General features: G+C 54.0%; 26 protein-coding genes. 10 read left to right on the plus strand and 16 right to left on the minus strand.

Going from position 1 to position 21,292, the window contains the following annotated elements; genetic code table 11:
• Positions 1-36: 36 nt before the first annotated feature.
• From EI42_RS24360 to EI42_RS24375, 4 genes are all read right to left on the minus strand, one after another.
• Positions 37-660, minus strand: a complete 624-nt coding sequence (locus EI42_RS24360) for a superoxide dismutase (protein ID WP_111325252.1) — start codon at positions 658-660, stop codon at positions 37-39.
• Positions 661-801: 141 nt separating this feature from the next.
• Positions 802-1,554, minus strand: a complete 753-nt coding sequence (locus EI42_RS24365) for a siderophore-interacting protein (protein WP_111325253.1) — start codon at positions 1,552-1,554, stop codon at positions 802-804.
• Positions 1,555-2,004: 450 nt separating this feature from the next.
• On the minus strand, positions 2,005-2,340 hold the full coding sequence (locus EI42_RS24370; protein ID WP_137686405.1) for a DMT family transporter: 336 nt from the start codon (positions 2,338-2,340) through the stop codon (positions 2,005-2,007).
• A gap of 18 nt (positions 2,341-2,358) precedes the next feature.
• The gene (locus EI42_RS24375; protein ID WP_111325254.1) at positions 2,359-2,910 is read right to left on the minus strand and encodes a TetR/AcrR family transcriptional regulator; all 552 of its coding nucleotides are present in this window, start codon (positions 2,908-2,910) and stop codon (positions 2,359-2,361) included.
• A 557-nt stretch (positions 2,911-3,467) separates the two neighbouring features.
• Between EI42_RS24375 and EI42_RS24380 the strand changes: the two genes are divergently transcribed.
• Positions 3,468-3,695 carry a hypothetical protein gene (locus tag EI42_RS24380; protein ID WP_111325255.1) on the plus strand — a complete coding sequence of 76 codons (228 nt, stop codon included), beginning with the start codon at positions 3,468-3,470 and terminating at the stop codon, positions 3,693-3,695.
• Between the two features lie 290 nt (positions 3,696-3,985).
• Here the strand turns inward: EI42_RS24380 and EI42_RS24385 are convergent, their stop codons facing one another.
• From EI42_RS24385 to EI42_RS24400, 4 genes are all read right to left on the minus strand, one after another.
• Positions 3,986-4,780, minus strand: a complete 795-nt coding sequence (locus EI42_RS24385; RefSeq protein ID WP_111325256.1) for an SDR family oxidoreductase — start codon at positions 4,778-4,780, stop codon at positions 3,986-3,988.
• Positions 4,781-4,799: 19 nt separating this feature from the next.
• Complete coding sequence (locus EI42_RS24390; RefSeq protein WP_111325257.1) at positions 4,800-5,729, minus strand: LLM class F420-dependent oxidoreductase; 930 nt, start codon at positions 5,727-5,729, stop codon at positions 4,800-4,802.
• A gap of 150 nt (positions 5,730-5,879) precedes the next feature.
• A complete protein-coding gene (locus EI42_RS24395; protein ID WP_111325258.1) occupies positions 5,880-6,314 on the minus strand; it encodes a hypothetical protein in 435 nt (144 codons plus the stop codon).
• Positions 6,315-6,420: 106 nt separating this feature from the next.
• Positions 6,421-6,942, minus strand: a complete 522-nt coding sequence (locus EI42_RS24400) for a ClbS/DfsB family four-helix bundle protein (protein ID WP_170142882.1) — start codon at positions 6,940-6,942, stop codon at positions 6,421-6,423.
• Positions 6,943-7,361: 419 nt separating this feature from the next.
• On the opposite strand from EI42_RS24400, the gene EI42_RS24405 reads away from it, so the two are divergent.
• Positions 7,362-8,198, plus strand: a complete 837-nt coding sequence (locus EI42_RS24405; protein WP_111325260.1) for a manganese catalase — start codon at positions 7,362-7,364, stop codon at positions 8,196-8,198.
• Positions 8,199-8,268: 70 nt separating this feature from the next.
• Here the strand turns inward: EI42_RS24405 and EI42_RS24410 are convergent, their stop codons facing one another.
• Entirely contained in the window at positions 8,269-9,960 is a 1,692-nt protein-coding gene (locus tag EI42_RS24410) for a phage antirepressor N-terminal domain-containing protein (protein WP_211326334.1), read from the minus strand.
• 250 nt (positions 9,961-10,210) lie between these two features.
• Between EI42_RS24410 and EI42_RS24415 the strand changes: the two genes are divergently transcribed.
• Together EI42_RS24415 and EI42_RS24420 are read left to right on the plus strand one after the other, a co-directional pair.
• Positions 10,211-10,627 (plus strand): PPOX class F420-dependent oxidoreductase, encoded by a 417-nt coding sequence (locus tag EI42_RS24415; RefSeq protein WP_111325262.1) that lies wholly within the window; start codon positions 10,211-10,213, stop codon positions 10,625-10,627.
• 176 nt (positions 10,628-10,803) lie between these two features.
• On the plus strand, positions 10,804-11,913 hold the full coding sequence (locus EI42_RS24420; RefSeq protein WP_111325263.1) for a cytochrome P450: 1,110 nt from the start codon (positions 10,804-10,806) through the stop codon (positions 11,911-11,913).
• Here the strand turns inward: EI42_RS24420 and EI42_RS24425 are convergent.
• Positions 11,876-12,064, minus strand: a complete 189-nt coding sequence (locus EI42_RS24425) for a hypothetical protein (protein WP_111325264.1) — start codon at positions 12,062-12,064, stop codon at positions 11,876-11,878. The two genes, EI42_RS24420 and EI42_RS24425, sit on opposite strands and share 38 nt — an antisense overlap.
• Before the next feature lie 107 nt (positions 12,065-12,171).
• Complete coding sequence (locus EI42_RS24430; protein ID WP_137686403.1) at positions 12,172-13,143, minus strand: hypothetical protein; 972 nt, start codon at positions 13,141-13,143, stop codon at positions 12,172-12,174.
• 258 nt (positions 13,144-13,401) lie between these two features.
• Here EI42_RS24430 and EI42_RS24435 point away from each other — a divergent pair, with 258 nt between their 5' ends.
• Entirely contained in the window at positions 13,402-13,917 is a 516-nt protein-coding gene (locus EI42_RS24435; protein WP_111325266.1) for an AAA family ATPase, read from the plus strand.
• Between the two features lie 68 nt (positions 13,918-13,985).
• Here EI42_RS24435 and EI42_RS24440 read toward each other — a convergent pair whose 3' ends face one another.
• Positions 13,986-15,248 carry a C39 family peptidase gene (locus tag EI42_RS24440; protein WP_246046539.1) on the minus strand — a complete coding sequence of 421 codons (1,263 nt, stop codon included), beginning with the start codon at positions 15,246-15,248 and terminating at the stop codon, positions 13,986-13,988.
• A 543-nt stretch (positions 15,249-15,791) separates the two neighbouring features.
• Here EI42_RS24440 and EI42_RS32805 point away from each other — a divergent pair.
• The 4 genes from EI42_RS32805 to EI42_RS24455 all read left to right on the plus strand — a co-directional run bounded on the left by EI42_RS32805 (position 15,792) and on the right by EI42_RS24455 (position 18,265).
• A complete protein-coding gene (locus EI42_RS32805; RefSeq protein ID WP_170142884.1) occupies positions 15,792-15,935 on the plus strand; it encodes a hypothetical protein in 144 nt (47 codons plus the stop codon).
• The gene (locus tag EI42_RS33470; protein WP_174843967.1) at positions 15,914-16,639 is read left to right on the plus strand and encodes a hypothetical protein; all 726 of its coding nucleotides are present in this window, start codon (positions 15,914-15,916) and stop codon (positions 16,637-16,639) included. The genes EI42_RS32805 and EI42_RS33470 overlap by 22 nt, the downstream gene beginning before the upstream one ends.
• A 146-nt stretch (positions 16,640-16,785) precedes the next feature.
• Positions 16,786-17,472, plus strand: a complete 687-nt coding sequence (locus tag EI42_RS24450; RefSeq protein ID WP_137686402.1) for a hypothetical protein — start codon at positions 16,786-16,788, stop codon at positions 17,470-17,472.
• Between the two features lie 253 nt (positions 17,473-17,725).
• Positions 17,726-18,265: a hypothetical protein gene (locus EI42_RS24455; RefSeq protein ID WP_211326335.1), complete on the plus strand. Its 540-nt coding sequence runs from the start codon at positions 17,726-17,728 to the stop codon at positions 18,263-18,265.
• An 89-nt stretch (positions 18,266-18,354) separates the two neighbouring features.
• Here the strand turns inward: EI42_RS24455 and EI42_RS24460 are convergent, their stop codons facing one another.
• Positions 18,355-18,813 carry a DoxX family protein gene (locus tag EI42_RS24460; RefSeq protein ID WP_111325270.1) on the minus strand — a complete coding sequence of 153 codons (459 nt, stop codon included), beginning with the start codon at positions 18,811-18,813 and terminating at the stop codon, positions 18,355-18,357.
• A gap of 120 nt (positions 18,814-18,933) precedes the next feature.
• Between EI42_RS24460 and EI42_RS32075 the strand changes: the two genes are divergently transcribed.
• A complete protein-coding gene (locus EI42_RS32075) occupies positions 18,934-19,164 on the plus strand; it encodes a hypothetical protein (RefSeq protein ID WP_137686401.1) in 231 nt (76 codons plus the stop codon).
• On the opposite strand, the gene EI42_RS24465 is transcribed toward EI42_RS32075, so the two are convergent.
• The 3 genes from EI42_RS24465 to EI42_RS24475 all read right to left on the minus strand — a co-directional run bounded on the left by EI42_RS24465 (position 19,139) and on the right by EI42_RS24475 (position 21,274).
• Positions 19,139-19,597, minus strand: coding sequence for an Rrf2 family transcriptional regulator (locus EI42_RS24465; RefSeq protein WP_111325271.1), 459 nt, complete (start codon positions 19,595-19,597; stop codon positions 19,139-19,141). The two genes, EI42_RS32075 and EI42_RS24465, sit on opposite strands and share 26 nt — an antisense overlap.
• A 230-nt stretch (positions 19,598-19,827) precedes the next feature.
• Positions 19,828-20,634 (minus strand): glutamate racemase, encoded by an 807-nt coding sequence (gene murI, locus EI42_RS24470; RefSeq protein ID WP_111325272.1) that lies wholly within the window; start codon positions 20,632-20,634, stop codon positions 19,828-19,830.
• A 28-nt stretch (positions 20,635-20,662) separates the two neighbouring features.
• Entirely contained in the window at positions 20,663-21,274 is a 612-nt protein-coding gene (locus tag EI42_RS24475) for a TetR/AcrR family transcriptional regulator (protein WP_170142885.1), read from the minus strand.
• Positions 21,275-21,292: the final 18 nt, after the last annotated feature.

Raw genomic sequence — 21,292 nt, forward strand, 5'->3', positions numbered from 1 at the left:
CCGCACGGTCGCGGGAAGAGGAGAAATGCGGCTGGATTACCAGTTGCCGGTGCGGCCTTCTTCGTAGCGCCTGGCAACTTCGTCCCAGTTGACGACGTTCCACCAGGCATTGAGGTACTCCGGGCGGCGATTCTGGTACTTGAGGTAGTATGCGTGCTCCCACACGTCGTTACCCAGGACCGGGTAAAGGCCGTCCATCAGCGGGCTGTCCTGATTCGGGGTCGAGATGACCGAGAGTTTGCCGCTGCGGTCGAGGGCCAGCCATGCCCAACCAGAGCCGAAGCGCTTGGCACCTGCGTCGTTGAATGCCTGCTTGAACGCATCGAACGAGCCAAAGGTCTCATTGATCGCGCTGGCAAGCTCGCCGGTAGGTGCGTTGCTGCCGCCAGGCTTCATGATGTTCCAGAACATGGTGTGGTTCGCGTGGCCACCACCGTTGTTCCGCACGGCTGTGCGCACATTCTCGGGAACATCGGACAGGCGCTGAATCAGCTTCTCAACGGGCAGGGAAGCAAGCTCGGGGAGATCCTTGACGGCGGCGTTGAGGTTGGTAACGTAGGTTGCATGGTGCTTGTCATGGTGGAGCTGCATGGTCTGTGCATCGATATATGGTTCAAGAGCGTCATACGCATAAGGCAGGGGTGGTAGTTCGTAGCTCATACTTAAAAACCTCCATAGGCACGCCGTATGACGTGCGTCTCATTACAATGACATTGTGCTGTCTGGCTTAGAGTATACTCCTGCTAAGCGCGCAGTGCACCGTCCTTTCGGGCAAGTCACCCTACCAATTTGGGCTAGTGCTTATCGCTCCAGCAGCTCGCGTACCTCCGCCTTGCTCATCTTCCCTTGAATCCAGAATGGCTGGACGTGGACGTTCTCACGTGGCCACCCACGCTCATTGATCAAATAAGAACGGATCGCCAGACATTGCCCCGCTTCGCCTGCAAGGTAGGCTTTGCCCGGCTCCTCGGGGAGATCCAGCTTGCGGATCGCTTGAACCAGCGCACCCGTCTCGGAAATTGGTTCGCCGCGTCGATGGACCCAGGGAAGCGGTCTGACACCTGCCGGGGTCGGGATCTCACCTTCTGGAAAATCGGACTCTAGAGCACCGAATATACGCATTTCTGAGGGGAGAAGGCCGATCTGCGCCTGCACCGCGACCGCTCCCGTTTCTTCGGCGGCGAAAAGATAGTAAGGCGCTTCAGGGTCGATCGTGTACGTACTTTTGGGACCACGATAGGTAATCTCGTCACCAACCTGTGCGGCTTGCGCCCAGGCCACACCGGGACCATCGCCATGATGCAGCAGGATCAGCAAATCGAACTCGCCTGCTTCGGGATCGATCTGCCAGAAGGTGTAATGGCGGTGGAGCTTGTCGTGCTCGATGGGAAAGACGCCGATGTGTGAGCCGGGTTGCCAGGCCTGCTCGCGACAGTCCTCCGAGCGTATGCGAAGAAGCAACATGTTCTGTGCGATCATCTCTCGCTTGAGAATGACGCCATGACGAAAGGCCATACGGTTCGGTTGTAGTTCGGCCATATTCTGTGTCTCCATACTTCTCTGCTCTCTATTCTACTAAGAAGTTCTGTACAATGGCGCGTCAGAAGCAGCCTTCCTTTTTATTTAGGGTACCCTAATATCCGAGTTGTCAGGTAGGATATTAACATGCTCAGCGATTGCTTGTCAAGCAAAAAAAGGCGAAGTATCCAGGGGGATTTTGGCTACCTGTTATTTTTGGGAAGACATGTCAACAGGGGAGATTTTTGTCTGGTCTATTCTTTATATAGAGTACTGTGGAATGCGTGGTATTTGTTATCTTGTTTTCTGCTATCTCAGCGCGCGGCTGTGCTCCGTTGCTGAGGATAGATGAGTATCTGTCTGCTTGTCTGTGTATCCCGGCTCTGGACTGAAGCTGCCAGCGTTGGCTATCATGTGCCCGAGGTACAGGAGAGGAGGCGCACGTCTGGCTCCTTTGCCCTTCGCACGCGCCTGAGGCGGGTTGGGTCAGTGAACGTTTCCGAAGACATTGAGCACGACAACGCCCACGATAATCAACAGGACGCCGAGAACGGTTGCCCAGTTGAGCGCTTCACGGAAGAACACTATCCCGATGAGCGCAATGACCGCTGTGCCTGCTCCCGACCAGATTGCGTAGGCGATGCCAAGCGGCATATGTAGCTTGAGCGCCTGCGATAATAAATAGAATGCTGCTCCATATCCGATTACAACAATAATGCCAGGAAGCAAGCGGGTGAACCCCTCCGATGCCTTTAAAAAAGAGGTTGCAATGATTTCAGAGACAATCGCTCCTGCGAGAAAAAGAAGAGAAATCGGATTCATAGCTGTTCCTTTCATTGTTTATTGTTCCTTTGTGGTCAGCTCTTCTAAGAGAGCAAGCACGCGCTGGCGTAGCTCTCCTTCTGGCTTGCCAAGCCCGAGCAGATCAGCGAACCAGAGGCCATCAGCGGCGAGGCGCACCAATGTAGCAAGTGCAGGGTCAACGCCATCCTGTACAGCCCGTTCCTGCCAGGCTGCAAAGCGCTGCTGAAGCTCTTGCAACAGGTCAGGCTCCTTCAGCAGGCTGACCATCATTGCTGACGTCAGATCGAGTTGCTCAGGATCGGAGGCTGCCTTGACATAGGCCCGTAGCCAGCGGCCGGGTTTCTCTTTCTGCTCTTCCTGCATATACTGATGCAAAAGCCGGTCAAAATCATCGAAAGAGGACTGTTCCAGCGCCAGGAGAAGCGCCTGCTTGCTCGGAAAGTGGTAGAGCAGCCCGCCCTTGCTCAAGCCTGCCTCATGAGCGACCGCGTCGAGTGTCAGGGTGTTTGCTCCATCGCGCAACACCACACGTAGCGCCGCTTCCAGCAACGCCTGACGGGTGGCGGCAGATCCTTTTGTATCACTCATCGTCAACCTCATTGGTACAAACCGTCTGGACGGTCAGTTTTCATTGGTTTGATTGTACCGTCTGGACGGTTGGTTGTCAAGGGGTATCTTTCTTTGTCGCGATGAAGGATGCAGCCAGAAATAGAGAGATGCACAAAGGCCACAGAGATACTGTTCCTCGCTTCCACGAATACATGAGATATATTGCATATATGATGCTATTTCCCATTTCAGGCAACTCTTATTGATAATAAAGACAGAGCCGGCGATAGCCAATATGTCCTACTTTTGAGAAAGCGGTCTACAAGGCCGTCTCTTCTGTTAAGACTGCCCGGGAAGCGCGGGAAACGCCATTTGTCGTGATCGGGATCGATGTACCCCTTGCTTTTCGACTGGCTGGTCACCTATACTTGAAATACTTTTGATACTTTTGTACAGGATCCTTTGAATGTTTGTCGGTAAGCCAGCGTGAGACGCGCTATCGATGCTCTTAGCGGCTTGCTTATGAGTGCATTAGAAAAATTGAACATTTCAATGCTGTTTTTGTGGAAAGTGTGCAGAAAGGATTGCGGCATTTTATGGAAAGTGAAGTAGCGAAGCTTCTCCAGCAGATCGAACTGGAATACTGCGCGGCGCAAAATGGGTTGACCGGTATCTCCTGTGGTTCCTCGCGACATCAGTTTATCACAGCACGTATGGAGGCAATGAGCACGCTTCATTCGCGCCTTCACACGATTGTCGGTGAAAACGCGATCGCGATGATTGCGGAAACGCTCGAAAATGTGCAGAAGCAACAGAAAAAGTAATCTACCAGACCTTTGTGAGAGGATCTATGCGGCTTTACATTCTGCTTACAATTATTTGATTTTTCTATCATAGATCTCTCACAATTGGCCTGTATAGTTATAGACAAGATAAGGACACGCCCTGACTGCCTCTCTTCCGTCTGGAGCAGGAGGTGTTCTCATTGTACCCTGCCGCTGCCCGGATTGCCCGTTCCGGGCAGCTATCCCCCCTTGAATTCTCGATATGGTAAAGAGGTGGTCCCGCTCAATGGAGCCAGAGAGTGGACCACCTCTTCTCGTCGCTTGCCCGTTTAGAGCAGCGAACGCACCAGCCCACCATCAACCGGAATCGTGGTCCCCGTAATGTAGCTTGCCTGTTCCGATGCCAGAAACGCAACCAGTGAGGCCAGCTCTTCGGGCTTTCCAAGCCGCTTCATCGGGATATCCTGCGCGAGATCACGGAGCGCTTCTTCCTCGCTTGCACCCGCAGCGGTCCGCGAGAGCACGCTTGAGCCGCTCCGAATGCGGTCTGTCAGGATGCGCCCCGGACAGACGTTGTTGATGGTGATATTGTCAGGGGCGAACTCGACCGAAAGGGACTTGGTGAGGCCAATAACGCCCGGTCGAATTGCGTTGGAGAGCAGGAGTCCGTCGATTGGTTGCTTGACCGATGTACTGGTGATGTTGATAATGCGTCCTCCACCGCTGCTACGCATATGGGGGTGAACTGCTCGAATCAGCCGCACGGTGCTGAGCAAGGTGAGCTCGAACGCGGCCTGCCACTGGGCGTCATCGAAGGACTCGAAATAGCCAAAAGGCGGCCCTCCGGCATTGTTTACCAGGATGTCAAGGCGCTGAAATTGTTGTACGGCTGCTTCCACTATAGCTTGAATATCTGCGGCTTTTGTCACATCGGTTGGGAGTGCAAGTACCGGCACGTTGTAGCGCTGTTGAAGCTCGTCTGCGGCCTGCTGGAGCGTCTCTTTGTTGCGTGCGCCCATAACGATAGTGGCTCCTTCGGCTGCCAGAGCCATCGCACACGCTTTTCCTATTCCCTTGCTGGCGGCCATGACCAGCGCCACTTTTCCCGTAAGACCCAGATCCATGCTGTTTCCTTTCCAGTATTTATGCTGCAAACGCTTCGGCAAGCAAGCGAAGCGGTTCCCGCTTGGTGACACTATGTAGCGAGACAATGACTTCGTCGACGCCCGCTTGCTCAAGCTTGTTCAGGCGCTGCCGCACCGTCATCGGGCTACCAAGCAGGCCACGCACGCGCATTTCTTCAGGCGAAAACTTGCCCGGTCCGCCTGTGACGATTGCGTGTGCCTGCTCATCAGTTGCGGCGAGAACGCCATTCACAAATATTGTATGCCGAATTTCGCCAGGATCGCGCCCGTATTCCTCGCAATACTGTTCAAGTAATGAAAACTTGTGCTGTAGTTCTTCAAGCGAAAGATGCGTAAAGTTGCAAGCGTTGGCATAGCGAGCAACCAGACGCAGTGTGATCTGCTCACCTTTGCCGCCGATCAGCAGCGGGATATGGGGATGCTGCACTCTCTTTGGCTGGTTGATTGCTCCCTGAACGCGATAATAGCGGCCCTCAAAGTGGACATGCTCCTGCGTCCACAGCGCCTTGAGGATGGTGACGGCCTCACGTAGCTGGCGCAGGCGCGTCGGCGTGTCGGGAAAAGGGAAGCCATACGCGTGGCATTCCTGCTCGTGCCAGCCCGCTCCAATGCCCACTTCAAGCCGCCCGTGGCTCAGCACATCGACGGTGCTTGCCATTTTCGCCAGCAGCGCAGGATTGCGGAAACCGTTGCAGGTGACGACCTGGCCGATGCGGACGCGCCGTGTATCGCGTGCCAGTGCCGCGACGCTCATCCAGCACTCGAATAGCAGCTTGTCGGGCTGATAGATCGAGTTCATATGGTCGAAGAGCCAGACCGAGGAGAAACCAAGCGCTTCAGCTTCCTGAGCCACTCGCGTCATTGTTTCATAGGCTTCAATCGCCTCGCGGGCATGCGATTCTTGCGGCAGAAAGAGACCGACCTTCATGTGTGCGTTCCTCTCTATTTGTCTACTATACCTCCATTGCTTCTTTTGTTAGTATGTCCCGATTTGACTATTTTGTCCAGCTCAGGCGAAAATAGAAAGGAAAGCAGCCGCATGTCGCGCCGGTGCCACCGTCCCGCGATCAAAAAAACGCTACTCCTTTTTCTTCTTCTTCTTCTTTCTCTCTTTGCTGTCGGCTTTAAAGCTGCTCATGGCGATGTCGTAGACGCCGACAATCAGCCCGCCAACGCACAGCAACGTGAGAAAGGCCAGGAAGCCGCCAATCATGCTGAAGCAGAGCCAGGCAAGCGGGAGGAAGGTGAGCAACGTGACAATGGTGATGGCGGTACGTTGGGCAACGTAGCGGGGCCGCTCGGCTTCGAGGTCTCCCGTCGATTCGGGATAGATCTTGTCGCGTGCGCCCTCGTGTAGACGCACCGCAAGCCGTTGAGCAAGCGCGTCGATAAAGGCGTCGTCATAGGGGAACTCAGCTTGTTCGGGGTGTACGCGTGGTTGCTCTTCGTACATGCCTTTGTAGCCCTCGTAAGGCTCGATTGGTTGGTAGTCGCCAGACTGTTCTTGCTGCATGGTTGCCAATCCTTTCGCGGTGATCCCTCCTTTTGATGAGATACGGAGGAGTCAACGGAAATGTTGTGCACGAGGCAGACAAAAACATCTGGCGCGTTCGGTGTTGTTATTGCGTGTTTTGCCGCCAGATATAGATCAAGTCGGCGGCCCAACGATAGTGATCGCAGGTGTTTTCGCGAATATAGTCGCCAAGCGTCCAGGGAGCAGCCCAGGCGTAGCGATCCTTCGCATGAATCTCCTCCTCGCTCATGCCCGCCACAGTGCGGTAAATTTGCTCATAGGAGCGATAAAATGCGCGGAGAATGGTGGAGGTCGGTTCATCGCGATGCGCCTCAAAGAGACGCGTATTCAGGGCGTGCAGATCCTCCCAGCTCCACGAGAAGCCAGGGGCGGGTGTTGCCGGGCGAGCACCGCGCAGGCCCGCTCGATACCAGTACAGAAAGAGTTGCTCCCACCCGGTCAGATGGGCCAGCAGATCCTTGACCGACCAGATGTCGGTGACACCCGGTCGCTGCATTTCGTCTTCGGTCATGGATGCGAATGAAGCAATAAGTGCGTCGTGCTCATGCTGCATCTGGTCAAGCATGTCGGCCTTGCGCAGGCGCTCAATGGCGGGATAACCAATCATGAAACACCTTGTCCTTTCCTCAACGACACTACTGCTGCCCATTGTACAGATGTTCCAGGGGAAAGTCAAGAAGAAATGTTCTACTCAAAAAGGATACCACAATCACGACAATCTTGCGACAATATCGTGATCGTTTTGTGACAGAGATGCGCGAGGCTATTTCGTGAGAAAGCGGACAGCCTTCTATGTCCCGGTAGACACTGTTTGCTTTCTCTCTCCCCTCGCTTCTGGAGCTGCTTCATATGGCTCGCCTTGTTTCCCCTGATAGAAAGAAAAAGGATGTTACCTTTCCATTGCTGAACTCATGCTGTAGACACTTGTTACAAAATCGAGCAAAAGTCGTGCACATTCGGCTGTAAATGGAGCAGAGATACTATCTGCGTGGAGTTGATTCTAGTGAGAAGAGAAAAGGAGCCATAATGTTTTTCAGCGATCCTCATCTTGCATATCCAGTACGTGTCGAGAAGCCGAATCCCGTCTTTGCAAAAATGCTGCAACAGGCGATCGGCGGCATTGAAGGTGAAATGCGTGTCTGTTTACAGTATCTGTTCCAGGCCTGGGGTTTCCGTGGGCCCGCCAAGTATCGAGATATGATCTATAACACGGGCACCGAAGAGATCGGGCATATAGAAATGCTCGCGACCGCGGTTGCACTCAATCTGGAAGGCGCACCGACGCATATGCAGGAAGAAGCCGAGGCGGCCAGCCCTGCGGTGGCAGCGGTCCTCGGCGGCATGAATCCGCGTCATTACCTCTCGGCGGGCCTGGCAGCGACCGCGGAAGACAGTCAGGGCAATCCCTTCAATGGCTCATGGGTTGTGGCCTCGGGTAATCTCGCGGCTGATATGTATGCGAATGTGATGGCTGAAAGTACCGGGCGCTTGCTCGCCACGCGGCTCTGGGAGATGACCGATGATCCCGGTATGAAAGATATGCTTGCTTTCCTGATCGCGCGAGACACGATGCATCAGAATCAATGGCTTGCAGTTTTAGAGGAGCTAGATCAGCCGTTGCCGGTGCCAGGCGACTTCCCACAGGGGAAGGAAAAACAGGAGTTCAGTTATCAATTCTTTGTGCAATCGAAGGTCGCTCCGCCGGCAGATTCGCGCTTTGCTCAGGGAACCTCGGTTGATGGGAAGGGCCAGTTCCAGATGGTCGAGGCGAAGCCGCTCGGCGACGTGCCGCAGCTTGCACCAGCGCCGAACGAGTCGCACACGACGGTGATGATGAAGAATCCTGCCCGTATCAAAAAATAATCAAGATATATTGATGGAGAACGGCCTATCCAGTGCGGATACGCCGTTCTTCTTTTTATGGAAATGCGTTCTAGTAGCTGGTGCGGCGGCGGCGCCCCTCTGGCAGCTCGCTCTGAATCGAATCCAGATAGCGGCTGATCAGGCTGGATGGCGGTAAGATGCGCCACTCCGAGGCCAGCCAATCGCGCCCCCAGTGCGCCTTCTGCTTGTCAATCGGTGTCAGCAAGCTGACCTCTCCCACGACGCCCTGTTCGAGCAGCTTCATCAAAGCGGCCTCGACACGCGGGACAAAGCGGTTTGTCAGGTGTCGTGTGTCAATGGGTATCATGCTGGCGGTCAGCAGATCGCGCATGACCATCGGGTGGGCGTACTGACCGGTTCGGGCATGCTGGCGCCAGTGCTCGGTGAGAAACAGCGCGATTCGCAGGGCAAGTTGATCGTTTTGCGGATTGAGCTGAAAGACGCGCCGATCGATCTCGGCAAAAAAGATGTTCCCGTGCTCCTCGTAGGTGTTGATCCATGCGCCGGGAGCGATGAAGTAGCCTACGATCTCTGACTGCTCGCCTGTCTTCACTTTTTCGACCGAGGTGACGCGCAGGTAGGGCCCATTGATGCGGAAGCGCTGGGCGCGGCCTCGCACGATCACGGTGTGATGTCCGCGCAGGTAGCAATGTTCGAGCAGCTTCACGTCGAGAAATACCTGTTGCTTGTGCTTCCACTGGAAGCCGTCTGAGAAGCGTTTTTCCGAGAGGGAATAGGTGCGGCTATGCTTCTGCACACCGCGCCATTCAAGGATCTCATCGACGCGAATGGCCGCACTGCCGTCTTTGGCGAGCTGACGTTCACAGCGCCGAATGTTCCAGAGACCAAGCAGAATACGGGCGGTCAGGATGGTGCTTTCGCCCAGGGAGCGGATTCGTTCGAGGGCTTCGTTGAGCTCTAATGGGTGATCCGGGTCTCCGAAATAGACATGAAGTTTATTTGAGGCAATATAACGCATGCGCTGAAATTCAGGTTCTTCCTCCCATTCTACTTTGCGGGCCAGGGTGGCTTCACGAATGGCGCGATCCTCCTGGTAACTGGTTGTAACCAGCGATTCAGACGTTGGGATGTATGGAAGCTGCGTCATGAGCGCGCGCAACTCCTGTTGATCGGGGGTGACGGTGGGCAGCGTTGTCAGGGTGGGATCGAGGGTCATCATGGTCTCGATGCTGCTTTCGATCACCGTTTCGGTTGCGGGAAAGGGGAGCGTTCCCTGTATTGGAAGCATTGGCAGCGCGGGCGACTCGGCAGCATAGAAGAGGCGCGTAATCTCTGTAACGCCCTGGTCTCTGTATTGCTTGATTTTGGCGCGTGAGGCTTGCTTGGTGCCGCGAAGATGCAGGCCAGAAAGCCAGGCTGGTAGCTTTTCCAGCCAGAGACAGTTCAGGCGCTGTGTTCCACCACGAGTCCGCGCAGGAAGCAGGCGCAGCCCTTCTACCAAACCTGGCGTGCGCTGGATGCGCTGAAGCTGTCCACGGGCGTTAAGGGTAAGTGCAGCGCAGAGATTCGGCAGACTGATGTACAGACGATCGCTTGCAGTAAGGAGAACAAGCAAGCTATCATCCAGAAATTGAACGGTTTGTTGCGAAATGACTTCTTCATCCGGTGCGAGCGCTCCCGGCTCTTCCTGAGGGTTGTGAGGCAGGTTGTTGCCTCCCTCAGTGGCGTGATCTTCCATCAAGGCTTTACGACCTCCAATGTAGAGAGGAACTGAGTGCACATCCCCTGTTTCAACGTCTGTTCTCTTTGCATTGTGCCTGCTCCTCTCCTGTTTGTCAAGGTTCTCCCCTTTTTCTAGCATACGAGCGGTAGCCAAATGGTCCGGTTTTTCGCTACCAAAATGGGTAGAATCAGGGAGAACATCATCTTGACGCCTGAGACAAGAGCCGGTATAGTGTTAAAACATATATCTCCTTGCGCCTTCTCTACACTTTTTCTATGCGTTTGTGGTGAGGAGAGAGAAGCAACATATGGCACTTCAAGCATTTACCGCCTGGGTTGAACTAAAAAGAGAAAACTATATCTGCATGATTACCTTTCGTCGCAACGGCGAAGGCGTCCCCACACCTGTGTGCTTCGCGGAACAGGATGGCGTGCTCTATGTTGGCACCGATATTCGTGCAGGCAAGCTGGCGCGGGTTCGCGAGACGCCGCGTGTCTCTGTCGCGGCCTGTCGAGCCGACGGAAGCGTGACCGGCAATTATATTGAAGCAACCGCCCGCGTACTGGAAACGCCCGAAGAGATCTATCAGGCAGAACGGGCAATCACTCTGAAATATCGCTTTAAGCGCATCTTGCTCTATCGCTTGCTGAAAGGGCGACGCTTCTGGCTCCAACAGCCGCCTGAGAAGCGAGCTTATATCGCCATCGAGCCATTGAGCTATTGATACGCATAGGGGCATCCGGTACGATACAAATAGGAGATTGAATTGAGCTCTCACGCCGCTTCAGAAGATGGTTGAAGCGGTGAAAGGAGGCTGTTTGCTCTCTCCTTTTTTCTGCTTGCCTGTCGATATTGGATTCTAGAATATCGGATCGGAGGAAGCTTGCCGGAGGATACAAGATGAATGTCGACTTCTCTGAGGCAATAACAGCATATCCTGTGCAGTGGTATCAAAAAATGCAACAGGAACACCCCGTTTTCTACGATATGGAGCGGAAAATGTGGCATATTTTTCGCTATAAGGACATCTACGAAGCGCTTTCTACTCCTGATACCTTTGCCTCCCGAATCGAGGGAAAAGAGAGCCAGACCGAGCTCTCGCGACGCTCCTATTTTCGCACGCTGCTGTCGCGGGTCTTCAGCCCCGATCTGGTGATGCTTGGCGAGAAACGGCTTGTCGAGCATGCGCATAGCCTGCTTGATCGGGTGCAGGCGCGTGGGCAGATGGACTTCGTCGCTGATTTTGCTTCCCCCTTCGCTTTTCGCGTTTTAGCTGAAATACTTGGTATCCCCTTTGAAGATGAGGAAAGCCTGCGCTATTGGTCTTATTTCTTTGTGCTCGATGAGCATGAAGAGGAGCGTCAGAAGTGTATGCAACAGATGGACGCTTATTTTTCCCGCCTGGTCCAGGTCTGCCGCCGTAGCACGAGCGATGGGCTGATCTGTGCGCTTGCTGAGGCTGTCGTTGATGGCCAGCGGCTTGCTATGGGAGAGCTTGTCGCCTTCTGTGAGCTGCTCTTTGCGGGAAGCCTTGAGCCATTGGCGCACCTGATCGGAAGTACGCTCCTTTGTCTGAGCGAGCAACCAGAGGCGTACAGCGCGGTCCAGGCTGATACAGCGCTTCTGCCCCGGGCGTTAGAAGAGGTGTTACGCTATCGTTCCCCGGTGAAGTGTGTGACGCGCAGAGTGCTTCAGAAGACGCAATTGGATGGGTATGCGCTGGCCGAGGGAGACATTGTAAACCTCTGGTTGGGTGCCGCAAATGTTGATCCCGCTGCTTTCCCCCACGCTCACCGCTTCGACATCTACCGCGCTTCAAACCCTCATCTTTCTTTCGGGCATGGAATGCATTACTGTCTTGGGAAACCGCTTGTGCTGATCGGGGTCGCGACGGCATGGAAGGTCGTCCTGCAACGCCTGCCCGGGCTCCATATCGAACCTGAAGCCCGATTGCAGGCCGTTCCAAGCAGCTTTATTCTGGGCGTTCAGCATCTGCCGGTGCGCTGGTGAGCGATTGGAGCCGTGCCACTTCAACCTTGCTTCGTTCGCGTTCGAGCAGAAAGCGCCCGATGGCGATTGCCCAGGCAACTGCGCTGACACAACAGCTCAGGGGAATGAGGAATGCAAGCAACTTGCCGACTGTGATACGTGATGATGACATACTTCTTTTTGATCCTTCCTGCTGTAAGATTGGCAAAACAATTGAGAGGGTTCTTCTCATTTCTGCCCTCTCAATCGTGCAACAAAATGTGTCAGATTGGCAAGCACCTACCGGTTCAGCTTATGTAGCAGGTTCCAGAACTCATCATCTGGCTGCACTTCGCTTCCCGGGCCGGGTAAGACCTGCTGACAGTGCTCCCCTTCATAGATTTCCACGCTCAGCAGTGGTAAGCCCCATTGCGTGAAGTGGAGGGATGTCGTGGTCAGCTTCTTCTGGCGTTTCTCCTCCTCGGTCGAGCAGCTAGCAGCTTTTTGGGGGAGCCTGGTTATTTTTGTGTAGAGCTGCTGCATAATCGGTGCATCCTCGCTTTGCGTATCGATAAACGAGCGCATTGAGATCTCTGGGCCGCTCACGGTGACGGTCAGGGCGTCGGGACGTCCCGGGGCATAGTGAGCGCTTTTACTGATGTCCTGCACCTGTTGCATGAAGGCGTCATTTACATAATAGGAGCCGCCGCGTGCCTGCTCGTTCCCTTCCAGGCGGGCGTATTGCTTGTCGATGGTGCCGGAAAGCGTGCCATGTGCTGTAAAAAACGTGATCTGGTAGGCTGATTGCTTCTCTGGCTGATGGGGATCGCCTTCAGGTACGGGTGGTAGCTTGATGAGCGCGTCATAGAGCGCCTGCGCCTGTTGTGCCGAGTCGATCAGCGCCGTCTGGCCGTTGTGCAGGAGGGCGAGCTTCTGTACAGTGGCCGGTGGAGCCGCCTCACGCAGCACCTGATCGAGCAGTTTCCAGAACTCGGGGTTCGTATCGCGCTGCTGTCTTTCGCCTTGAATTATGACGGGTCGACAGCCATAGCGTTGCGCCTCAGCCTCAATCAGCGTCTTTTCGTCTGCTTCAGTGAAGATGAGCGTGTAGCGTGGTCCCAGTTCCATTGTACAGGGGCGGTTCGGGTCGGTCACGACGGGTAATGCAGAAATAGTCGTATATAGCTTGTGTACGAGATCCTGTCGTTGCAGTGTAAGCTTTGTTGGTTGCTTGTTCGGTACCGATGCATTGATTTCGATCTGCACTTTCATCGCTTTCTCCTTTGTTGGCAGCGCCGGCGCTGCGGTTTGTCCGCACCCGGCCAGCAGAAACAGCAGGCTTGCCAAGAGCATTCTTTTCAAGAATAGTACCATAGGAAACCTCTATAGATGAATTGATGTGCGTGTATTCATAGCTATGACGTCTCAACTTGCAGTTTTGTTCCCGAGGGTGCCGATCAAGTTTCAGTGCAATGGGCATGCTGTGGGAACGCCTATGCTATACTTGAGGAAAAATGGGAGACTCATGAGATGATTATTATGATTAATGGCTCGTTCGCGGCTGGCAAGTCAACGGTTGCGAAACTGCTTGTAGAGCGGCTGCACCGAAGTATGCTGTATGATCCGGAGATGGTGGGTATCCTGCTCAGGGAAATCGTGCGCCCTTTTGAGGAATGTACTGACTTTCAAGATTTGACTCCCTGGCGACCGCTGGTTATCGAGACGGCGCGGCATCTCAAGCAGGTTTACGGGCGCACTCTAATTGTCCCTATGACGCTGTGGCATCGCCCCTATTTCGAGGAGATTCGCGACGGATTTCGTCAGCTTGATCCGCACCTGTACCATTTCTGCCTGACGGCGCATCGCGAGACGCTCTATCGGCGCCTCAGCCAGCGGGAGCATACTGAGCAGGCGCGGGGATGGATCAGCGAGCGGATCGAGCGCTGTGTACCCGCCTTCGCCTCTCCAGTATTTGCCGAACACATCCCTACAGATGAGCGAACGCCCGAAGAAATAGTTGAGATCATTCTTGCAAAGATCAATTGAGCTTCCGCTTGCTCTCCTGCTTCATGAGAAGAACCGGAGAGTGTCGTGCTTGCTCTCCGGTCGCTTCCTTACCAGTTTGTCAGACGTTTCTCGGTGGGGAGAGGGAACCCTTCAGGCGTGATGACATACACAATGCCATGTGAGTATTTCTGCCATACACGTTCAAAGGCGATCCGATTATAGATGATCCTGACTGCATCATTTGTCGGGCCTGCTGGATCATTTGTAATTACGTCTCCACTCTCGGTGAAACCACGAATCACCAGCAGATGCCCATCTGATGACTCAATCGGCGTCCCGGGAAGCTCGCCGTGCTTGTAGGCCACGCTGGCAACCAGCGGCACGCCTGCTTTGATCCACTGCTCGACCTGACTCAGCGAGTAGAGCCGTGTGACGAAGGCTCGCAGTCCATGTGCTCCGGCATACGCGGTATTGAACGGCCAGTTGCCTGTTCCATCATAGGTGAAATCGTAGCAGCCCTTCGCCGCTTCCGGGACCGACTGAACCAGTTCCGGGCGAGCGGTTTTGTCGGCCCAGTACGCCATCACCATGCTGGTTGAAGTTGGACTACACCAGACCTCGCCTCCGCCTCCGAAGCCGAGTCCTCGATATTCCGGGAGAACCTGAGAGCGCATCGGGACGTTCAGCTCTTTTCCCCAGACTGCTCGATCTGGCTCGATAGTGGGACTCTTTTCTGCATCGAACGAGGCGATAGCTGTGATTCTTCTTATAATCGGGCTGAGTGCAGGGTCAGTTGTAAAAAGGGTGACGCTGAGTTGGTATGCGCTTGCTGGTATGCTTCCAGTCAGAAACGTGTCGGTCGCAACCTTGCCGTTGCCGTCATCCTGCCCGTCGACGCTATGCCGCTTGACCGTTGAGAAATCCGCTGCCCACACCGGCAGATTGTACCAGCGTGTCCAGGAGTCCTGTTTGAGAGCGCGAATGTGGAGCTGAAGCCAGGTCCCGGGCCGAGTCTCCGCGTTCCATGAGGCGACAACGCTGGTAATCGGCTTTTGGGGCGTGATGACTGGCGAGGTCATAGTCCCGAAAAAGAAGGTGTTGCCGTTATAATAGTTCTCGTTGTTATACTTGCCTGCTTTGTATGGATCGCGTCCCTGGCACAGGCGGGCCGTTGTGTCATATTGCAGTGCGCCGCCGTCGATGTCCACCGCCGAGCAGGTCATCCCGGGCTGTGGGCAGAGGCGTGCGCTTGCCTGGGGTGAGATGTCAACCTGCACGCCATTTAGCGACCAGCCAGAAAAGTCGTCCTGCGTCCAGAACTCGTCATATTGCTCCGTTTGCACGCCTGCTGATCCCTCCGCTGTTTTCAAAGGTCTCTCCTTTACATTGCACTTTTCATCCAGCCTGCTGAAGTACCGATCGATTTTTTCGAGATGCACTTCCAGCAGATCACTTTCCGTCTGATAGTATAACATGAAATGCGATGGATCCTATGTGCATTTTTTGAGTACGATGATGCCTTGCTTCTTCAGAGCAAAAATTGCTACAATCCGGCATGATTCTGCAGCTCTGCCTGCCTTTCTGCTTGAAGAAGGCTGACAAGCCCTCGGGAACGGTTTGCCCTCCTCACAATAGGACGAGTACTCAAAGGGCGCTTGTAATGTCGTTCTTTTTATGCTATACTGATGACATAGTATAGTATGACAAGAAGGACGAGACGGGCAATGCATGCACCTGCTGCCCATCTCGTCTCCTTTTTTTGGCTCTTCGTCCATATGCGTATTTGATTTTTCCTCTGCCCCTGCGTCTTTTCCTGTAGAACACCCGATATTCCCTGCTCAAATTTTCGGGCGCTGATTCTACTACCAAAAAAGGGCTATGAGTGACGTTTACCCCGAAAAAAGAGGGAGACTATGCGGAAGAAACATCGACAGCTCTTTATCATGTTCACAGGCCTGCTGTTTGTCTGTTTGCTGCTATTGCTGACTGCCTCTCCGGCTATCGCCGCGATCGGCGTGATTGAGGCGAGGCGAAGGTGCTTGATCGGGCAAAAGTAACGGAGGCAGCGCAGCGCATCAACTATGCGGTGAATGTTCGCACAACGAACGCCTTCAATGGCACGAAGGAGCTTTTCGCTTCGCAGACGAAAGAGCAGGCGGACAGACTGCCGAGTACTATCATTATAAATATTGATACGAAAGCACGCCACCTGGCCATTTATGGGGGCTCAGAGGTCCCCCTGAAGAGCGAGCAGTATGAGGCAGCGATATCGGCCTTTCGCGACAATATTCACGGGTCAGACTATACCAGCGCGACGGTGGCGGCGCTCAACTCGCTGGCTCAGGCGTTGGAGAACGGGAAGTCATATTCTACGCCGAGTTCAAGCTACGATTCCGAAAGCAGCTACGGTAGCTATGATCCTGGATGGAGCCGGTCCGATTCTTCCGGCTGGCTTGCGAACATGCCGTTTGGCATGATTGCTTGCTGCGGGCTTTTATTCTTTTTTCTGGTGAGCTTTATCATCGGTCTCATCAGGCAGGATAAGGGCAGTTATCCTCGTAAGGTGTCCTATGGTGGCTTCTATGGCGGGAGCAGCTACAGTGGCTACGATGTTGGCGGAAGCAGCTTCGATTCATCGTCGAGTTTGAGCTACGATTCCGGAAGCAGCTACAGTAGCTACGATGTTGGTGGAAGCAGCTTCGACTCATCATCGAGTTCGAGCTACGATTCCGGAAGCAGTGGTGCAAGCGGAGACTTCTAGCTCCGCTTGATCTGTGACCCCGCTGGAAGCTAACACCCGGGCTGTTGGCCTGGAATTACTGTTTGCCTGCTTATTCGTCTTTCTTTGAAGAACCCCCTGCAAAAAATACGAAATTCTTCTATCATCAAATATTGGAGGTGGAATGTATGCAAAAGAAGAAACATCGTCAGCCCTTGCTTCTCGTTGCGGGTGCGGTTCTTGTCTGCTTGCTCTTCCTGCTGTCTGTGCGCCCGGCTTTCGCCACTTTGGGAACCTTCGAGGATGAAGCGAAGGTGCTCGACCAGACGAAGGTGCGAGATGCCGCCCACCAAATTGAGTATACAGTAAGTGTCTACACAACGAAGACCTTCGATGGCAGTAAAGCAGCTTTCGATGCGGGGACAAAGAAGAAGGCGGACCGGCTTTCAACTGGCATCGTCATAAATATTGATACGAAAGCGCGCCACCTGGCCATTTATGGGGGCTCGAAGGTTCCTCTAAAGAAGGATCAGTATGACGCAGCTATTTCAGCCTTCCGGAACAACATGCATGGATCGGACTATACCAGCGCGACGGTGGCGGCGCTCAACTCGCTGGCTCAGGCACTGAAAGGCGATACATCATTTTTCAGCCAGCTCTGGGCCTCCGTGAAGGGCCTGGCCTCCTGCCTCGGAATCGGCTTTCTGATTCTCGTCGTTGTGGTCATTAACATCATCTGGCCGTCGCGCCGCCGGAGCTGGTACGGTCATCACCACTATTCCAGCAGCAGCTACGATGTTGGCGGGAGCAGCTTCGACTCATCATCGAGTTCGAGCAGCGATTCCGGAAGCAGTGGCTCAAGCGGAGACTTCTAACCTCATTCTAGCGATGATAGGAACAGAAGATGCCCCGGAAACTCTATCATCGCTAGATCTTGCTGAAGGGGCCGAGTTTCAGTATATATCTGCTTTTACATCTATTAATTGAGGGACTCTGTATACTGAGACTGAAAAGAAAGCAAAGAGGAATAAAAGTGGGAAGAGTGAAAAGGATAGCAGGATGTATGACTTCTATCTGAATGATCTGAGATGTGGGATAGAGAAAAATGCTGGAAAACGGGATTTTCGCATGCTATTTCTCAAGTGCATCTTCCCTTTTCTGGTTGCTCTCTTGCTGGCATTTGCCCTCACGGAGCGGGTCGGGGCTGATTCCGGGGCTCCTGTTCGCTTCTGTGAGCTCTCGCTTGCGCCTGTCGAGCCGGGTCAGACCGAATCGGCCATTCAGCGTTTCTCGTGTGTGGATAGCCCGAGCGTTGCGGACGAACACCGGATCTGGCTGCTGGACCTCTATCAGCACACGCACTATGGGGGAAAGGTCTTGCATGTGACGGGGACGGTTAACGCCTGTCAGCAGCACGCGTCCTATGCCCTGTCCTCGCTGCCTGTAGAGAGCAATGGTTTTCGTTGGGATAAGACTATTTCTTCATTCAAGCTTGCCCCACAGCACGACTGTCTCTATACTGCTCTCTACGAACAGAGTCAATTGAGAGGGACCTGTTTCTACTATAAAGGGAATGTTCCTCTTGTGAGTAGTCGCTTGAATGATCGCATCGCGTCCTTGCAACTCAGCGCGGATACACCCGTTACCTGTTCTCCCGCGCCTCTCTAATCCCGGGGAGCGCCTTTCTTCTGTACCTCAAAGTCCCCTTCCCTGAGGGAGCTACAACGGGAAGGGGACTTTTTTATGTACGGTTGTGATTACTTCTTTTTGCGGAGACCGGATATCAGCGCGTCAAGGGACCAGCCACCTGCACCCATAATCATCAATGCAAGCGAGATGCCGACGGTCAACAGGAAGAACTCAATGCCTTCGCCTGCCTGCTTACCTGACCAGTTCATGAAGAAGCCGTTGTGTGCGTGTATGAAGAAGATCGCGCCGAGCTGTGCGCAGGCAATGCCAAACGCCGCGACACGCGTGAGCAGCCCCGTGAGGACACCGAGCGAGCCGAGGAACTCGCCGAGGATGACCAGAATGCCGAGAATGGCCGGGATGCCAAGCATGCCAAAGAACTGAAGCGTGCCACCGACCCCGCCTCCGCCGAACCAGCCAAGCATCTTTTGGGCTCCATGCGGGAATATGACGATTGCCAGGGCCAGGCGCAGAAGCAGCGTCGATATATTGAAGGTGGGGTTGCTATTTGTCTGGAAAATCTTCATAAGAAATGTCTCCTTATTTCTACGTATATCGATCAGCAAACATGGTCTTCTCAGTTGCTTGATCGGCCTCCAGTTTTCTTTCTTTGGGTGTTCGCTTGCTGGATTGACAAGAGCTGTTGTATGGCAAGTGACAAGAAGGAGCAGCCCCCCTATAGTTCTGCTCTGGCATGCGCACAGCCTGTTGTCGATCCATCCTGCTATAACTGGCGTCGCGCCCGTTGCGAGCCAGAGAAGGGAGGATGGCTTGCACAAACGCTCGTATCGCCCATGATGGACGGTAATTTGAAACCGCTGTGGTTACGAATAGCGATAAAAAAAGGGCGCGTTACAGCGGCTCCCCGGGCTGATTGACAAGTTCAGCCTGCTGGTGTGCCATCCGAAGGACCTGGGTAATTGTGCGTTGTGCAAGCTTTTGCTCAAATGCCTCTTCTGCTTCTCCGAAATACACCTGTAGTACTCGGGAGATGTTGCGCCCTATAGGGCATTTTGTATTTGGTTGGCTATGATGCATGGCCAGAAGGTGCCCTTCCGGTTCAATTGCATGATACACGTCCAGTAGCGTAATCGCATCAGGAGCACGCAAGAGTCGCCAGCCGCCCCCGACACCGGGGTGTGAAGCCACAAGACCGGCTTTGCTCAACCGGCCCAGAATCCGCCGAATGAACACGGGGTTGGTGTTCACGCTTCCGGCGATGTATTCGGATGTAATCGGCTCATCGCCCGTCACATCGGCGAGCAGGGTGAGCGTGTGTATGGCAACCGCGAACTGGCTGTTAACGGCCATGTCTGCCTCTTTTCTTCCGTCGAAATCTGTAACCAGTATAGTTCCGAATTGGGGAAACTGTCAAGGGGGAAGGGCTTGAGATGGCTCTTCCCTTTGTAACCATTTCTTATGAGATGAGCTTTTCACCGACAACAGGGCAGAAATGATAATCGCAATCTACCTATTTCTGATGGTGGGCTAGAAAGAAAGCCGGAATACAGAAGCATATCCCGGCTCGACTCTGGATGATTTCAGTTGTAGGGTTCGGGCAGAGGCTCAACCTGAACAGGATGCAGCCAGAGCCGTGAGACGATTTCCTGTGCCTCGATAGGGTTGCCGCTTGTCCAGAAGCGTGCTAAGCCCTCATCTGTTTGCTGGCGAAGAAGCTGACGCTCTTCCAGCACATGCCGCAGGTGACGAGCAACAGCAGCTCCTGTGTCGATAAGCTGTATATCAGGACCGAGCATTTCTGACAGGAGCGGACGCAGGTGGGGAAAGTGGGTCGAGCCAAGCACCAGCGTGTCTGCTCCTGCGGCCAGAAGAGGCGCTGTATACTCTTCAGCCAGGCGGCGCGTCTCGGGGCCGGTCAGGTCGCCTGCTTCGACGCGCTCGACTAACCCGGGAGCGGGCTGTGTGACAACAGTGATGCCGCTGCCAAAGCGCTCTAGCAGCGCGGCGAAGCGTGTGCTGGACAGCGTCCCGGAGGTTGCGAGCACGCCAACGACCCCGCTTCGTGTCGCGGCTGCTGCCGGCTTGACCGCTGGCTCCATCCCGATGATTGGCACCTGAAAGCGAGATCGTAATAGGGCTGCCGCCGCTGCTGTGGCTGTGTTACAGGCTATGACAATCGCTTTGACGTCATATTCAAGCAGAAAACGCGCGATTGCCAGCGAGCGCTGCTGCACATACTCTGGCGACTTTGGCCCATAGGGGACATGCCCGGAGTCCGCGACGAAGAGCAGGTCTTCATGCGGCAGGAATGCCCGAATTTCGCGCATAACTGAAAGGCCGCCCATTCCAGAATCAAAGAGACCGATTGCTTTTTGCTGATTTTCCATACAGAATAGAATCCCCCTTTCTCTCATTTTAAGAAGAGTGCATGGGCGCTGGTGTGTGGTGCTTGTGTTTATCCGATGCATCATGCATCATCTCTTCCATATAAAGTGCCATTTGCGTCAGTGTATAGGGGCAATCATTTTCCAGCCACCATGCAATAATAGATATCAGCGCGCCTGCATAGAATTGCGCAAAGAGTGGAAGCGGCACAGGATGTTCCCATTTCTTCGACTCTGTGTGTTTGGCTTCAATAAAATCTGCAAGATAACCACGCAGCAGCCGATGAAACTCACTTACACTATTTCCGCAGAGCATCAGGCGGTAGAACCGCTCATGTTCCAGTACATGTGTAAGAAGCAATTCATAGCGGTGAAGTGATGTTTCCTCCGGGGTTGCCTGTATTTGTTGTCTCATCTCTTGCTGAAGGACCTCATGCATACTGCGCATGCCTCGCAACAGCAGGTCATACTTATCCGTATAGTGTTTATAGAATGTGGTGCGGTGAACCATTGCGCGATCACAGATATCTTTGACGGTGATCGCATCGAACGCCTTCTCCGCCATGAGCTCAGTTAGCGCTTCCCAGAGTAATTTCTGTGTGCGTCTGACCCTCAAGTCGGGCGGTTCAGGGAACGAGTTCATAGACATCATCTCCGCTTG

This window comes from Thermosporothrix hazakensis, from assembly GCF_003253565.1.
Taxonomy (GTDB): domain Bacteria; phylum Chloroflexota; class Ktedonobacteria; order Ktedonobacterales; family Ktedonobacteraceae; genus Thermosporothrix; species Thermosporothrix hazakensis.